The sequence below is a fragment of the Rhizobium sp. WSM4643 genome (assembly GCF_025152745.1).
GTDB classification, from domain to species: Bacteria; Pseudomonadota; Alphaproteobacteria; order Rhizobiales; family Rhizobiaceae; genus Rhizobium; species Rhizobium leguminosarum_I.
Window position 1 is genome coordinate 3,430,891 of record NZ_CP104040.1, and the last position, 15,414, is coordinate 3,446,304.

At 61.2% G+C, this 15,414-nt stretch carries 13 protein-coding genes; 6 read left to right on the top strand and 7 right to left on the bottom strand.

Features of this window, described 5'->3' with window-relative positions; genetic code table 11:
• Positions 1-95: 95 nt before the first annotated feature.
• Together N1937_RS17195 and N1937_RS17200 are read right to left on the bottom strand one after the other, a co-directional pair.
• The gene (locus N1937_RS17195; protein ID WP_018495560.1) at positions 96-1,286 is read right to left on the bottom strand and encodes an efflux RND transporter periplasmic adaptor subunit; all 1,191 of its coding nucleotides are present in this window, start codon (positions 1,284-1,286) and stop codon (positions 96-98) included.
• Positions 1,287-1,332: 46 nt separating this feature from the next.
• Entirely contained in the window at positions 1,333-2,145 is an 813-nt protein-coding gene (locus N1937_RS17200) for an alpha/beta hydrolase fold domain-containing protein (RefSeq protein WP_162117935.1), read from the bottom strand.
• A 164-nt stretch (positions 2,146-2,309) separates the two neighbouring features.
• Here N1937_RS17200 and N1937_RS17205 point away from each other — a divergent pair, with 164 nt between their 5' ends.
• Positions 2,310-3,221, top strand: a complete 912-nt coding sequence (locus N1937_RS17205; RefSeq protein WP_017965865.1) for a LysR family transcriptional regulator — start codon at positions 2,310-2,312, stop codon at positions 3,219-3,221.
• A gap of 337 nt (positions 3,222-3,558) precedes the next feature.
• Here N1937_RS17205 and N1937_RS17210 read toward each other — a convergent pair whose 3' ends face one another.
• Complete coding sequence (locus tag N1937_RS17210; RefSeq protein ID WP_162117934.1) at positions 3,559-4,299, bottom strand: SDR family oxidoreductase; 741 nt, start codon at positions 4,297-4,299, stop codon at positions 3,559-3,561.
• Between the two features lie 121 nt (positions 4,300-4,420).
• Here N1937_RS17210 and N1937_RS17215 point away from each other — a divergent pair, with 121 nt between their 5' ends.
• The 3 genes from N1937_RS17215 to N1937_RS17225 are packed head-to-tail and all read left to right on the top strand — an operon-like array spanning position 4,421 to position 6,352.
• Positions 4,421-5,329, top strand: coding sequence for a LysR family transcriptional regulator (locus tag N1937_RS17215; protein ID WP_260056607.1), 909 nt, complete (start codon positions 4,421-4,423; stop codon positions 5,327-5,329).
• Positions 5,330-5,366: 37 nt separating this feature from the next.
• Positions 5,367-5,681: a hypothetical protein gene (locus tag N1937_RS17220; RefSeq protein WP_026154326.1), complete on the top strand. Its 315-nt coding sequence runs from the start codon at positions 5,367-5,369 to the stop codon at positions 5,679-5,681.
• 53 nt (positions 5,682-5,734) lie between these two features.
• Complete coding sequence (locus tag N1937_RS17225) at positions 5,735-6,352, top strand: DNA-3-methyladenine glycosylase (RefSeq protein ID WP_162117932.1); 618 nt, start codon at positions 5,735-5,737, stop codon at positions 6,350-6,352.
• Between the two features lie 3 nt (positions 6,353-6,355).
• On the opposite strand, the gene N1937_RS17230 is transcribed toward N1937_RS17225, so the two are convergent.
• The 3 genes from N1937_RS17230 to N1937_RS17240 are packed head-to-tail and all read right to left on the bottom strand — an operon-like array spanning position 6,356 to position 9,576.
• Positions 6,356-7,897 (bottom strand): DHA2 family efflux MFS transporter permease subunit, encoded by a 1,542-nt coding sequence (locus tag N1937_RS17230; protein WP_017965870.1) that lies wholly within the window; start codon positions 7,895-7,897, stop codon positions 6,356-6,358.
• A complete protein-coding gene (locus N1937_RS17235; protein WP_162117931.1) occupies positions 7,890-9,119 on the bottom strand; it encodes an HlyD family secretion protein in 1,230 nt (409 codons plus the stop codon). The genes N1937_RS17230 and N1937_RS17235 overlap by 8 nt, the downstream gene beginning before the upstream one ends.
• Entirely contained in the window at positions 9,112-9,576 is a 465-nt protein-coding gene (locus N1937_RS17240) for a MarR family winged helix-turn-helix transcriptional regulator (protein ID WP_003562008.1), read from the bottom strand. The genes N1937_RS17235 and N1937_RS17240 overlap by 8 nt, the downstream gene beginning before the upstream one ends.
• Before the next feature lie 546 nt (positions 9,577-10,122).
• On the opposite strand from N1937_RS17240, the gene N1937_RS17245 reads away from it, so the two are divergent.
• Both N1937_RS17245 and N1937_RS17250 read left to right on the top strand, forming a co-directional pair.
• Positions 10,123-11,298: an efflux RND transporter periplasmic adaptor subunit gene (locus N1937_RS17245; RefSeq protein WP_260056608.1), complete on the top strand. Its 1,176-nt coding sequence runs from the start codon at positions 10,123-10,125 to the stop codon at positions 11,296-11,298.
• Positions 11,295-14,483, top strand: a complete 3,189-nt coding sequence (locus N1937_RS17250) for an efflux RND transporter permease subunit (protein ID WP_170261661.1) — start codon at positions 11,295-11,297, stop codon at positions 14,481-14,483. Before N1937_RS17245 ends, N1937_RS17250 begins: the two co-directional genes overlap by 4 nt.
• Before the next feature lie 29 nt (positions 14,484-14,512).
• Here N1937_RS17250 and N1937_RS17255 read toward each other — a convergent pair whose 3' ends face one another.
• Entirely contained in the window at positions 14,513-15,289 is a 777-nt protein-coding gene (locus tag N1937_RS17255) for a metallophosphoesterase family protein (protein WP_017965874.1), read from the bottom strand.
• Between the last annotated feature and the right edge of the window lie 125 nt (positions 15,290-15,414).

Below are 15,414 nucleotides of genomic sequence, written 5' to 3' on the forward strand. Positions count from 1 at the left end.
TGGATGCAAAGTCCCTCTCCGGCGGTTTGGCAGCCGGCCGGCGGGTCATATCATTTCGCGTATCGGCCTTCCCCAGGGAGGGGAAGGCGAAGTCTTTACTGCGCGGTCGCGACCTTCTCTTCCATCTGAGGTGCGACGACTGCACCAGGACGGATGCGCTGCAGACCGTTGACGACGATCTTCTCACCGACGTTCAGGCCGCTTTCGACAACCCGCTGGCCGTCAGCCAGCGTGCCGAGCTGGACCTGTCGATAGGCGACCTTGTTCTCGCCATCGACGACAAAGACGAACTTCTTGTCCTGGTCCGTACCGACGGCACGGTCGCTGATGACGATCTTGTTCTCGGCCTTCGGCTGGCCCATGCGCACCCGCACGAACTGGCCGGGGATGAGACGCCCGCCCGGATTGTCGAAGACGGCGCGTACGCCGATCGTGCCGCTTGATGCATCGACCTCGTTGTCGATCAGTTGCAGCTTGCCCTTGATCGGCGTGCCGCTGTCGGTCAGCGTGCCGACCTCGACCGGGATCTGCTCGACGGCAGGCAGGGCGCTATCCGTCTGCGGAAGCTGGGCAAGCGCGCGCGTCACCATCTCTTCACTGGCATTGAAGCTCGCATAGATCGGATCGACGGAAACGAGCGTCGTCAGCGCCGGCGAGGTCGAACCGGCCGCGACGAGGTTACCGGCAGTCACCTCGATCTTGCCGATGCGGCCGGAAACCGGAGCTCGCACCTGCGTATAATCGAGATCGAGCTGGGCCGACTGCAGTGCGGCCTGCGCCGAACGCAGCCCCGCCTGAGCCTCGGCCAGCGAACTCTGACGTTGATCGAGATCACTCTGGGAGATGGTGCGGTTGTCGGAAAGCCTGCGGCCGCGGTCGAGTTCAGTCTGCGCCAGGCTGACCTTGGCTTCGGCCGAAGCGACCTGGCCTTGCGCCTGCGCCACGCTTGCCTGGTAGGGGGCCGGGTCGATGGTGAAGAGCAGGTCGCCCTGCTTGACCAGCGCCCCTTCACGGAAGGCCACCGACAGGATGGCACCGGCAACACGGGAACGCACCTGCACACGGTCGACGGCTTCCAGACGGCCGGAGAAATTCTCCCAGGCCGTCACATCGTGCGCCGCGACGACGGCCACCGTCACCGGCACAGCGGGAGCCTGTGCAGGGGCGGAAGCGGCCGTGGCGGTCGTGCTCATCGGCAATTCGAAAAACAATGCGGCGCCGGAAACGGACGCAACAAGGCCAATGCCGGCGCCCACCAGGGCCCAGCGCTTCTTTCTGGACGTCATCGGTACTCTCCTTACGGCTCAAGGCCGCCGAAATATCAGGTCTTCTTCAATGCAATTGCGGTTGAACGCTTACGTCCCGAAGGAAGCTTCCGAAATGGCGGCTGACGTTTTCCTGCCAGTCGGGCACTCCCTCGGATTTCCCACCATAAATCGAGGGCCAGCCCGTCCCGGCGGGAAGGACATGCTGGCGCACACCGACACCGGCCTGTTTCAGGCGGGCACCGTAACCAATCGTTTCATCATGCAGAGGATCGTCCTCCGCGGTGAATATCAGCGCCGGCGCGACGCCCGAAATACGAGAACAGAGGCAAGGCGCCGCGTAAGGGTGGCAACCGCCGCCGCTCAGATAGTGGCTCCAGCCCTCCGTCCAGCGTTGGCGCATGCCGATGGCTTCGGCCTTGCGGATTGAGGACGTGCCCATGAAGGGATCGAGCAGCGGCGAAATCAGGATCTGGCCGTCGAGCGCGTCCGGCATCTGGTCGCGCGCCTTCAGCGCCACACCGGCAGCGACATTGCCGCCTGCTTCTTCGCCAGCGACGAAGAGCAACGACTTCCGATCGCCGAGACCGGCGCGTTTGTTGGCGAGATAGGTGAAAACGGAGAAGGAGACTTCCAGCGCTTGCGGGAATATGTTGCCGGAAAGACTGCTATAATCGGCAGCAACGACGATGGCGCCGGCCTTGGCGAGGCTCATCGCCACCGGCCGGTCGACGTGTCTGTCGTTGTCCAGAAACGCGCCGCCATGCAAGTAAAGCACGATCGGCGGACCCTTGCCGTAATCGGCGCCCTGGTAGATGCGCGCGGAAACGGGGCCGACGGCCACCTTATCCAGCATCATATCTTTCCATTCCACCGTCATGCTTCCGGTCTCTTTTGCGTCGGCCACAAGCAGACAACACCTGCCGCTTGCATTTTATACGAAAAAGATATTGTTATTCCAACCAAGGAATAAGAAGCTATATCGCGATAACTCTGTTCCAGATCTCGAACAATGGTGCAACGCAAACTGCGGATTTGAACCCGATGGATCAGCTCTCGGCAATGCGCGTCTTCATTCGCGTCGTGGAGACGGGCAATTTCACCCGCGCCGCCGACATGCTCGCCATGCCCAAGGCGACAGTGACCAATCTCATCCAGGGCCTGGAAGCGCATCTGCGCACCAAGCTTTTGAATCGTACCACGCGCCGGGTCATGGTGACCACGGACGGCGCGCTTTATTACGAACGCGCCGCCCAGATCATTTCCGAGCTGGAAGAACTCGATGGCAGCCTCTCCAATTCCCAGAGTCTGCCGAGCGGGCGGCTGCGTGTCGAGATGGCCGGCGCCTTTGCCGATTGGATCGTCGTTCCGGCACTTTGCGATTTCTATCAGCGTTATCCCGATATCCGTATCGATCTCGGTGTCGGCGACCGCACGGTCGATTATCTTGCGGAAAATGTCGATTGCGCGCTGCGGGCCGGCACGCCGGCCGACCAGTCGCTGATTGCGCGGCGCGTGTCCGAAGTCGAGATGATCACCTGCGCTTCACCGGGCTACGTCCAGAAATTCGGCATGCCCGAGCGGCCGGAGGATCTGGAGGCGGATCACTACACCGTCAACTATTTCCGCGCACAGAATAACCGGACCCTGCCTTTCGAATTCCGCCGACACAACGAAGTGATCGAGACCAGTCCGCGTTACATCGCCTCGGTCAACGATAGCCGCACCTATCTGACGGCTGCGCTGACGGGTCTCGGCATCGCGCAGGTGCCGATCTTCATGGCGCGCGAGCCGATGGCAAGGGGCGAGCTCGTCCGCGTGCTGCCCGATTGGCGTCGCGATCCGCTACCGCTCTATGTCGTTTATCCGCCGAACCGCCACCTCAGCAACAAGGTGCGCGTCTTCGTCGACTGGCTGGTGAAGCTTCTGGTCGAGGCGAGACTGAACGACGTCTGAGCGCCAAGACAAATACGGCCCGGAAGGCAGTGGAAGCCTTCGACGGGCCGCAATGTACAACTTTGAACATCAAGCCTGTCGCACCGTAGCAAGGACGCGGCAGGCTCTGGAGGTTCGGGAGAGAGTGGCAGGGAATTCCACTCTCTCGCGATAAAACAGATATACGCACTCCCCGCTGGATTGTAAGGAAAAATTCCGCAATCGCGTTCACATAATTGCGATGACGGCTCTGCGCCGATATTCCCGCACGCGGTGGCGGACCGGGTGTCAATTCCCGATGGCTGGCTTCAGCAAGTCCTCAAGGCCGATGAGCGGCGGCCGGACGCCGCCGGTTTCGTCAGACCGCGCCGCCATTGGCGCGTAGCGTCTGGCCGTTGACCCAGCCGCCGTCCGGGCCGGCAAGAAAGGCAACCGCAGCGGCGATGTCTTCCGGTGTGCCGAGACGTTCCATCGGGTTCATTTTCGCCGTGCGGGCGATGAGTTCGTCCGACTTGCCGTTGAGGAAAAGGTCGGTGGCGACAGGACCGGGCGCGATCGCATTGACCGTGATGTTTCTGCCGCGCATCTCCTTGGCCATAATCGCCGTCAGTGTTTCCACGGCAGCCTTGGTAGCGGCGTAGACGCCGTAGGTTTCGAGCTTCAGGCCGACGACGGATGTCGAAAAGTTGATGACCCGGCCGCCGTCATGCAGACGCTTGGCGGCTTCCCTGAGCGTATTGAAGGTGCCTTTGAGGTTGACGTTGATCTGGCGATCGAAATTAACGTCGTCGGCCTCGGCAAGAGAAGACAGCATCATGATCCCGGCATTGTTGACGAGCACATCGACGCCGCCGAAGGCGGTTTCCGCGGCTTCGAACATGTGGCGGACGGCTTCGGCATCGCCGACATCGGCTTTCGCCGTCAGTGCCTTGCCGCCGGCCTGCTCGATCTCCTGGGCCAGTTCCTCGGCTGGAGCGGCATTGCCGGAATAGTTGATGACGACGGTGAAACCGTCCTTGGCGAGGCGTCGGGCGACTGCCGCGCCAATGCCGCGGGAAGCGCCGGTCACCAGTGCGACCTTGTTTTCGTTGCTGGCCATTTTCGTTCTCCTTCAGGGATGCGCCGCAGCGCGTTTTCGATGAGGAGAAGATGCCGCTTTTCTATGCGCGGATAATCAGGCATTATCCGGCATCACTATCCGGGAATAACGAACAAACAAGATGGACAGATTCGATGCCATGCGGGTCTTCTCCCGCGTTGTGGAACGCCGCAGCTTTACTCTTGCGGCCGAAGATAGCGGCCTGCCGCGCTCGACCGTCACCGATGCGGTGAAACAGCTCGAAGCCCGTCTCGGCGTGCGCCTGCTCCAGCGTACGACGCGTCATGTCAGCCCGACGCTCGATGGCCAAGCCTATTACCAGCGCTGCCTGTCGATCCTCGCCGATATCGAGGAAGCCGAAGGCGCCTTTGCCGGCGCCAAACCGAAGGGCATGCTGCGCGTCGACGTGCACGGCACGCTTGCCCGCCATTTCGTGCTGCCGAGCCTGCCGTCCTTCCTGGAGACCTATCCTGGGATCGAATTCTACATGAGCGAGGGCGACCGCCTGGTCGACCTGGTGCGCGAGGGCATCGACTGCGTGCTGCGCGTCGGCACGCCTCAGGACAGCGACATGATCGCGCGGCGCGTCGCCATGCTTGATGAGGTGACCCTCGCCTCCCCCGCCTATATCGCCCGTCACGGCCAGCCGCAGCATCCGGACCAGCTTGCCGGCCATCGCATGGTCGGCTTCCGCTCCAGCGGCACCGGCAGTCTGCTGCCGCTCGAATTCATCGTCGACGGCGCAGTAGCCCACATCGGCATCCCGGCGACCGTCGCGGTCAATGCCGCCGAAAGCTATATTTCAGCGGCGAGGATGGGCCTCGGCATGATCCAGATCCCGCGCTATCACGCTGAAAAAGATCTGGCCGAAGGCACGCTGGTCCAAGTGCTGCCGGATTTTCCGCCGACGCAAACACCGGTGTCCCTGCTCTATCCCCGTAACCGCCAGCTTTCGCCGCGCGTGCGCGTCTTCATCGACTGGCTGGTGAAGGTCTTCGCTCGACAAAATTCTGAAAACGCGCTTCACTAAAATGCGCTTTGCTAATATGAACGCCTCGGAGAACGCCATGGCACTCAACGATATCACCGTCTACCAAACGGAGGACGGCTTCGTTGTCGAATTCGGCGGCGAAGGCGAAGACAGAATTGCCGTGACGCTGCTCAGCACGCCTGAACTGACGCCGGAAAACGCCGTCTTGCGGGCCAAGGCCTTACTTGCCGCAGCAATCGAACCTGCCCGTGGCGACGGCAGGCGCAGCAAGGACCCCGCTTTGCTCGAGGAAGAGCTGGAGGAGGGTCTGGAGGATACCTTCCCGGCGAGCGACCCGGTCTCGGTCACATCCTCCTCGATCCCGATGCGCGATCCGAATGCCGGCCGCTGATCCCTGTCGCGCAAACGTATGAAACGGTTTTGGGATGACGCCAAGCGCGCTGAATGTTATTTGCATCTGATATGACCGATTGTGGAACGATATCAGGCGCGATCGGCGTCGGCGCACTTGCCGGCGAAAGCCTCAGAAAATTTTTCGAGCGCGATGCGATCACCGTCTCTCGCGACCTGCTCGGCTGCCATCTGACCGTGGATGGCGTCGGCGGACGCATCACCGAGACCGAAGCCTATTTTCCCGATGACGAGGCCTCGCACAGCTTCCGCGGCCCGACCAAGCGCAACGGCGCCATGTACGGCAAGCCGGGCAACGTCTATATCTACCGCATCTACGGCATGTACTGGTGCCTGAATTTCGTCTGTCATCCGGGCTCGGCTGCCCTCATCCGCGCCCTGGAGCCGGAAACGGGAATCCCTCAGATGATGGAGCGGCGCGGCACCGATATGCTGACGGCGCTCTGCAGCGGGCCCGGCAAGCTCTGCCAGGCGCTCGGCATCGATATCGCGATCAACGACAGGCTGCTCGATCGCTCGCCCTATGCGATTGCGCCGTCAGCACCCGTGCCGATCATCTCGGGAAAGCGCATCGGCATCACGAAAAACGCCGAAGCACCATGGCGCTTCGGCATTCAGGGATCGCGTTATCTCAGCAAGCCGTTCCGCTAATCACTACTCCATCACCGCGCTGTGGTCGACGGCGGGTGCTGCCTTCGGCTTGCGCAGCAGCAGAACCAGCGGAATGACCGCAAGCGACATCAGCATCAGCAGCTTGAAATCGTCCATATAGGCGATGATCGTCGACTGCAGCGTGATGATTTCGTTGAGCGAAGCGCGGCCGGCAGCCGTCAGCGGGCTTAGCCCCTGTGCCGCGACTGCGTTGAAGGCGTGATTGAACGGCGTCACATAGGCTGCGATCGATTCGTGATTGCTCTGTGTGTTTTCGACGATCAGCGCCGAGACGATCGAGATGCCGACCGACGAGCCGATGTTTCGCGACAGGTTATAGAGGCCGGTGCCGTCGCCGCGCATATGGGCGGGCAGCGTGGCAAAGGCGATCGTCGTCAGCGGCACGAACAGGAAGCCGAGGCCGGCGCCCTGGATGAAACCGACGGAGACGATCGTCCATTGTGAGACATCGGGCGTCCAGCCGGTCATGTCGTACATCGCCCAGGCGGTAAGACCGAGACCGAGCACCAGCAGCAAGCGCGTATCGACCTTGCCGATCAGCCGTCCGACGATGAACATGCAGAGCATGGTGCCAAGCCCGCGCGGCCCCATCACGATGCCGGCGGTGATCACGGGATAGCCCATCAGCGTTTGCAGATAGGGCGTCATCAGCGCCAGCGAGGCGAGATAGGTGATGCCGATCACGAAGATGAAGATCATGCTGATCGAGAAATTCTGGTCGAGAAACAGCTTCGGGTTCACGAAGGATTTCTCTGCCGTCAGCGTGTGCACGATCAGCAGATAGAAGGCGGCAGCGCAGATCAGCGCCTCGATGACGATCTCGCCCGAGGAGAACCAGTCGAGCTGCTCGCCGCGGTCGAGAAAGAGCTGCAGCGCGGCAATGCCGAGGCTCATCATCCCGAAGCCGAACCAGTCCAGCTTGGCAAGCAGATCCCTCTTGGTCTCGGTGACGAAGACGACGATGCCCATGAAGGCCAGCGCGCCGATCGGCACGTTGATATAAAACACCCAGCGCCAGCTGATATTGTCGGTCAGCCAGCCACCGATGACAGGCCCAAGCACCGGCCCGACCATTACCGAGACGCCGAAAAGGGCCATGGCCGAGCCGCGCTCCTCGACGGTATAGATATCGAGAAGGATGCCCTGGGAAAGTGGCACCAGCGATGCGCCGAACAGGCCCTGCAGCAGGCGGAAGGCGACGATCTGGTTTAGTGATTGCGCCAGGCCGCAGAGCACGGAAGCAACCACGAAACCGACGATGGCGACGAGCAGCACGCGTTTGCGACCGAACTTGGCGGCAAGAAAGCCCGACGGCGGCGTCATGATTGCCGCCGCGACGATATAGGAGGTCAGGACCCAGTTGATCTGGTCGGCGGAGGCCGACACGCTGCCCTGGATATAGGGCAGCGCCACGTTGGCGATCGTCGTGTCCAGCGCCTGCATGATGACGGCGAGAATGACGCAGGCCGTGATCGCACCGCGATTGGCAATCGGCGTCGCCGGAGAAGCGGAAGTGTTACTCATGATCCTTGCCCTGAGGCCGACCCAGAAGCTTGTTGACGAAATCAGGCAGGCCGCGGGCATGGCCGGTCTCGACATCGACCACCGTGCTCATGCCGACGCGCAGCGGCGGCTTGCCGTGGGTCTCATCGATACTGACTCGCATCGGAATGCGCTGGACGACCTTCACCCAATTGCCCGTGGTATTCTGCGCCGGCAGCAGCGAGAAGCTGGAGCCGGAGGCCGGGCTGATGCTCTCGACTTTGCCCTTCCATGTGACGCCGGGATAGGTGTCGATATAGATATCGGCCGTCTGGCCGGGTTTGACGTAGGTGAGCTCGGTTTCCTTCGGGCTGGCGGCGATCCACAGGTGGTCGGTGGCAACAAGCGAAAACGCCTGCTGCGAAGCCTGCAGATAGGAGCCGACCTGCAGCGCGTTGACATTGGTGACGATGCCGTCGAACGGCGCCTTGACGACGCTGTGGTCGAGTTCGCGCTGGGCATTGTCGACATTCGACTTGGCCTGCAGGTAGAGCGGGTTCTCCTCGAGCGGCTGATCGGCGGAGCCGCCGAGCTGGGCAAGCGTGGTTGCGGCTTCCGCCTTGGCGACGGTCACCTTCTGCTCAGCGGCTTCGAGATTGTGCTTGGCCTCGTCATAGGCCGAGCGGGTCGCGCCGCCGCTGGTCACCAGGTTCTGCTGACGGTCGAATTCCTCCTGGTAATAGGGAATATCGGCCTCGGCCTGGGTGATCTCGGCCAGCGACTGCTGATAGCTTGCCTTGAGGTTCATGATCTGGTTGCGCTGGACGCCCAGCTGGGCCTCGGCGCCGGCAAGCGCGATCTTGAAGGAATCGGCCCTGAGGCTGAAGAGCACTTGCCCCGCCTTGACCGCCTCGTTCTCATGCACGTTGATCTGGTCGACGATGCCTGAGACATCGGTGGTAAGCCCGACCATATCGGCCTGGATATAGGCGTTGTCGGTCGACATCACCTGACCGCCATTGACGTAATAATAACCACCGACGACGAGCGCCACCGGCAGCAATGCAAACAGGATCGGCCGCGTGAGACTGCGCCGGCGGCGGACCTTGTTGCCGCCAGGCGCAGCCACGGCGGCAGCCGGCGCTGAATTGGATGAAGGCGCTTCGGCTACCGTTTCCTGCTGTTTCGCTTCGTTTTCTTCGACAGGAGTCTTGGTCTTGGCATTGGCGTCGGCAACGACGCGGAGGGGGGATTGATCAGCCATCGTTCGTCTCATTCTCGTCAACCGGGCTCCGGCATGCCTGAACCAGGTTCGTCTTCATTACGGATAGGATGTGGAAAAGCAGCTCGCGCTGTTCTGGCGAAACGCCTTGCAACGCTTCTGCGCGGGTGGTGTCGCCGAGCTCGCGCATTTCGGCGAGCAACGGGTGCGCCTCGTCGCGCATGTAGAGCAGCCAGATGCGCCGGTCGGTCGGGTGCTGGCGGCGCTCAATCAGCCCGCGCTCGGCGAGCTTGTCGAGAATGCGCACCAGCGTGATCGGCTCGACTTCGAGGATTTCGGCAAGGCCGCCCTGATGGATACCCTCGTTATTCGAGAGATAGGCAAGCGTCTGCCATTGCGACCGGGTCAGCCCAAGGCACTTCGCGCGCTGCTCGAACCGCTTGCGCAGCAGCCGCGCGACGTCGTGGAGAAGGAAACCGAGGGTCGGAGTGGCGTTCATGAAAACCTGTGACCGTTATTTATAAGCATACTTATAATATCGGTAGATATATTGAGCATGTACGCTGCACAAGGGCATGGATGGCAGATTCAACGGAAGCGGCCAAAATGCCGCAGACCAGCTCCGTCCCTATTTCTGCGGTAGGTACAGCCTCCGGAGGAGGCGCGGCGCGCCGCCCCCGACGAGATCGACGATGATGCCCCTCACATGCTGGAACAGGAGTTCGACTGGGGCCGAACTCGCGCCCTGCTACCCCGGGAGAGACGAGATCGTCGAGAGCGGATGCCCTCCCGTGACGTTTTGATGGATTCCGGAATCGTTACCAATTGGCATTTGCAATTTTTCGTCGCTGCCGTTTATAGTCCAATTCCATAGGGTTACGATTTTTCCGATGTGCATTGCGTGCCGGCCTTCCTTTTCCAAGGGATTGAATGCCGGGGGAATCACGGGGGCAAAGGCCCTCATTCAAAGCAGCAAGACATGAACAGCATCACTTCATCTTGAGGTTGGCGGCAGTGAATCGGCCGTCGAGATTGGAGGACCGGTATGACTTACGCGCTTCGACAGATGGTGGTGCTTGGCTGTATTGCCGCATTCATGCCTCTCCCCGCGCTGGCCCAGAGCGCTCCGCCGCCCCCGCCGGTCACCGTCGCCAAGCCTGTCGTGCGCGATGTCGTCGACAGCGACGAGTTCATCGGCCGTTTCGAGCCCGTCGACGAAGTCTCCGTCCGTTCGCGCGTCGGTGGTTACCTGGAGGAAATCCATTTCCAGGACGGCGCCCTGGTCAAGCAGGGCGATCTGCTCTTCGTCATCGACCAGCGGCCGTTCGTCACCGCGCTTAATCAGGCAAAGGCGGCACTCGAAGCCTCGCAATCCGCCCTGGTCTTTGCCGATGCGCAGTATAAGCGCGCGCAATCGCTTGCTTCGAGCGGCAGCCAATCGGCGCAGACGCTGGACGATCGCCGCCGCGAATTCGATTCGGCTGAGGCCAATGTCCGCGGCGCCCAGGCTGCCGCCGATCGCGCATCTCTCGACATGGAATATACCGAAATCAAAGCGCCGCTCAGCGGCCGCATCGACCGCCGCCTGATCTCCGCCGGCAACCTCGTGCAAACCGACCAGACCATTCTCACGACGATCGTTTCTCTCGACCCGATCGATTTCTATTTCGACGTCGATGAGCGCCGCCTGCTGAATTTTGCCGACACGGCCCGCAAGCTGGGCAAGGATCTCCAGCAGGGCGGTGGCGGACTGGATGTATCCGTCACGATCTCCGATCCCAATGCCAAGCCATTCAAAGGAAAGCTCGATTTCGCCGAAAATCGGGTCGACAATGAGAGCGGCACCATTCGTCTGCGTGCCCGCTTCCCCAACCCCGATCTCGTCCTTCAGCCCGGCCTCTTCGGTCGCATACAGGTCGAAGCCTCGAACACCTACCGGGCCATTCTCGTGCCCGACGAGGCGATCGGCTCGGACCAGAATGAGCGCGTCGTTTATGTCGTCGCCGAAGACGGCACGGTGTCGACCAAGCCCGTAAGGCCTGGGCCGAGGCTCTACGGCTACCGCATCATACGCGAGGGCCTCGATGGCACCGAGACGATCATTGTCAACGGCCTGATGCGCGCCCGACCGGGTGCAAAGATTACGCCTCACATGACCGAACTGCCGCAGGAGCGGCAGGACACTGCGCCCGAAACCGCCGGCGCGGAGAGCGGACAATGAGATTTGCTCATTTTTTCGTGGACCGACCGATCTTTGCGGCCGTCATCTCGATCCTGCTTCTCGTCGTCGGTGGCATTGCCTATACGCAATTGCCGGTATCGCAGTATCCGGAGATAGCGCCGCCGACCATCGTCGTGCGCACCTCTTATCCGGGTGCCGACCCGCAGACGATCGCCGATACCGTTTCAACGCCGCTTGAACAACAGATCAACGGCGTCGAAGACATGCTTTATATGTCTTCTTACTCCAGCGCCGACGGCGCCATGTCACTGACGATCACCTTCAAGCTCGGCACTGATCTCGACAAGGTCCAGGTGCTCGTCCAAAACCGCGTTTCCATCGCCCTTCCCCGTCTTCCCGAAGAAGTCCAGCGGCTTGGGGTGACCACCGACAAAAGCTCGCCGGATCTGATGATGGTCGTGCACCTGCTGTCGCCGTCGCACCGCTATGACCAGCTTTACGTCTCGAATTACGCCCGCAACCGCATACGCGACGTTCTCGTGCGCCTTGACGGCGTCGGCGACGTGCAGATCTTCGGCGAGCGCCAGTATTCGATGCGAATCTGGCTGGATCCGGAAAAGCTCTCCGCTTACGGGATGACATCCGACGACGTCGTCTCCGCGTTGAGAGACCAGAACGTTCAGGTATCAGGCGGCAAGATCGGTGCCCCACCCGTCACCGGCAAAAATGCATTCGAATATACGGTGCGAACGGATGGCCGTTTCTCCGACGTGCGCGAGTTCCGATATGTCATTGTGAAATCGACGACATCGGGCCGGCTCGTGCAGTTACAGGATGTCGCCCGGATAGAACTCGGCGCACAGGATTACGTCACCAACAGCTATCTCAACAACGATCCCGCAGTTGCTCTCGGCATCTTCGCCCGGCCGGGAACCAACGCCCTGGACACCGCCCATCAAGTCCAGACGCTCATGAAGGACTTATCCCAGAATTTCCCGCCGGGTCTGGAATATCGTATCGTCTACGACACGACCGAATTCATCTCGGATTCGATCACCGAGGTCTACAAGACCATCGCCGAAGCGGCCATCCTGGTAGCAATCGTCGTTCTTGTCTTCCTGCAATCCTGGCGAACCGCGATCATCCCCATCATTGCCATCCCGGTATCGCTGATCGGTACCTTCGCCGTCCTGCTCGCCTTCGGCTTCTCGCTCAACATGCTCACCCTGTTCGGTCTCGTGCTGGCGATCGGTATCGTTGTCGACGACGCGATCGTGGTGGTGGAAAACGTCGAGCGCAATCTGGCGCGCGGCATGACGCCGAAGCAGGCGTCCCATGTCACGATGGACGAAGTCGGAACCGCCGTCGTCGCTATCTCGCTGGTGCTGATCGCCGTGTTCGTCCCGACGGCCTTCATTCCAGGCATCTCAGGACAGTTCTACAGACAGTTCGCGGTTACGATCGCTGTCACCACTGCAATTTCCGCGTTGAATTCGCTCACGCTGTCGCCCGCCCTCGCAGGCATATTGCTGAAAGCCCATGACCACGAAACCAAGCGCACCAATGTCGCCTCGCGCCTCGGAAGAGGGCTTGCAAACGGCTTCAATCATGGATTCGATCGGCTGAGTTCCGGCTATTCATGGACCGTTCGCCATCTGGTCAGCAGCTGGGTTGGATTGACAGCGGCAATGGTCACCTTCGTTTGCCTGCTCGGAGCGACCTGGTACATTGGCACGAAAGTTCCCGCGGGCTTTATCCCGACCATGGACCAGGGTTACGCGATCATCGTCATCCAGCTTCCGGACGGCGCCTCACTTGCACGTACCGACGCCGTCGTCAAACAGGTCGGCGATATCGCCCGCACCGTGCCCGGTGTCGGCAATGCGGTGCAATTTGCCGGCTTCAGCGGGGCGACCTTCACCAATGCCTCGAATGCCGGCGTCGTCTTCGTCCCGTTCAAATCCTTTGCCGAGCGAGAAGAGGGCGGCGAGACCGCCAACAAGATCATCGGCGAGCTCTACGGCAAGCTGCAAAGCATCCAGGAAGCCTTCATCATTGCCATCCCGCCGCCGTCCGTGCGTGGCGTCGGCAATTCCGGCGGCTTCAAGATGCAGATTTCCGATCTCGAAAACGCCGACATGACGCGCGTGCTCGGCCTGGCCCGACAGATGATGGGTGCGGCGGCAACGACCGAGGGGCTAACCGGTGTCTTTACGACATTCTCCGATGCAAGCCCGCAATATTTCCTGGCGATCGACCGTGACAAGGCGCGTTTCCTGAATGTGCCGATTCCCAATATCTTCAATGCCCTTTCCATCAATCTCGGCGTCGCTTATGTGAACGATTTCAATGCGTTCGGCCGCGTCTACCAGGTTCGCGCCCAGGCCGACCGGCAATATCGCATGGACCGGGAAGACATCCTCGCCCTCAAAGTCCGATCGGCGACCGGCGCGCTGGTTCCGCTTGGAACCTTGATGGACATCCAGGATGCCAGCGGCCCGGCCCTTGTCCAGCGCTACAACATGTATGTCTCGGTGCCGCTTCAGGGCAATCCGACGCCGGGCACGTCGACGGGCGATGCGATCGCCAAGATGGAGGCCTTAGCAGCCAAGATCCTGCCGCAGGGAACGACCTTCGAATGGACGGAACTCGCCTATCAGGAGACCCACACCGGCAACACGGCCATCTACATCTTCGCCCTGTCTGTCATCTTCGTCTTCCTGGCGCTGGCGGCACAATATGAAAGCTGGGTTCTGCCGCTCGCGATCATTCTCATCGTCCCGCTGGCGGTGCTTGCGGCGCTGATCGGGGTCTCGCTGAGGGGAATGGACAACAATGTCCTGACCCAGATCGGCCTGATCGTCCTGATCGGCCTTGCCGCCAAGAACGCCATTCTGATTGTCGAGTTCGCCAGGCAGGCGGAAGACGAGGGCAAATCGCCGGTAGAGGCGGCCATCGAGGCCAGCCATCTTCGCCTGCGCCCGATCCTGATGACGGCATTCGCCTTCATCTTCGGTGTTCTGCCGCTTGCGATCGCCACCGGCCCCGGCGCAGAAATGCGCCAGTCGCTCGGCACCGCCGTCTTCTCGGGCATGCTCGGCGTGACGATCTTCGGCCTGTTTCTGACGCCGGTCTTTTACGTCGTGCTGCGCGGTTGGCGCCGCAAGCGGCCGGCCACTGTAGAGCCAGCGAAGACGGAGCCGGTTGAGCAAGGGGTCGTCTGACACGACCCCACCGGCAGGAGAAACGGAAGTCAGGTCGAAAACAGATGCACTTGGCCTTGCCACAGGCGGGCGACGGTGAGCTTGCCGCTGCGATAGGCGCGCGTATCGAGATTGAGCCGCCTCGGCCGTATGTCGGGTTCATCGTTCGGCGTGTGACCGTGAACGACGAGTTTCGGCAACGGCACCCGGCTTTCGAGAAACCGCTGGCGGATGAGGACCAGATCCTCGTCCGTCTGCTCGCTGAGCGGCAGCTTCGGATTGATGCCCGCATGCACGAAAATCACGTTCGGGGTCTCCAGCAGGACGGGCATCGCCCGCATGAAATCGATATGCGTGCGCGGCAGCGACTGGCGGATGAAGGCATCAAGCTTCGCGCCGGAGGGAAAGACCAACGGCAGGTGCTCCGGATCGAGGCCATAGGATTTGAGCGACTCCGCCGACCCCATCTGCATCCAATCGTCATAGGAGGTCCAGCCGTCGATATAGTCGAGCATGGCGACTTCGTGATTGCCGGCAAGGCAGATGCGATCGAATCCATCAGGCGGCGGCTCCATCAGGTGGTCAATGACCTGGGACGATTCCGGGCCGCGGTCGACATAGTCCCCGAGCGTGACGATCAGCTTGCGCCCGGGCAACTGCGCGCCATCACGCAGGATCGCCTCCTCGGCCTTCACAAGCAGATCATACCGACCGTGAATGTCGCCGATCGCATAGGTTGGGATAGCGGCAATATCCAGCGTCAGACGCGGTCTCGGCTGGCGTGCCATTTTCGAAACCTCGCTGTTGCGAGCACGAGAGTCGCTCATCATATTTCTCGATAGCCCTGGTTCACCGTAAGTAGAGTGAAGGACAACGCAATCAAGCTGGTAAGAAAATTCAAAGCTTTCGGGTTTTGTAGAAAAACCGGCCTTATCATTCGAGGGGCAATCCC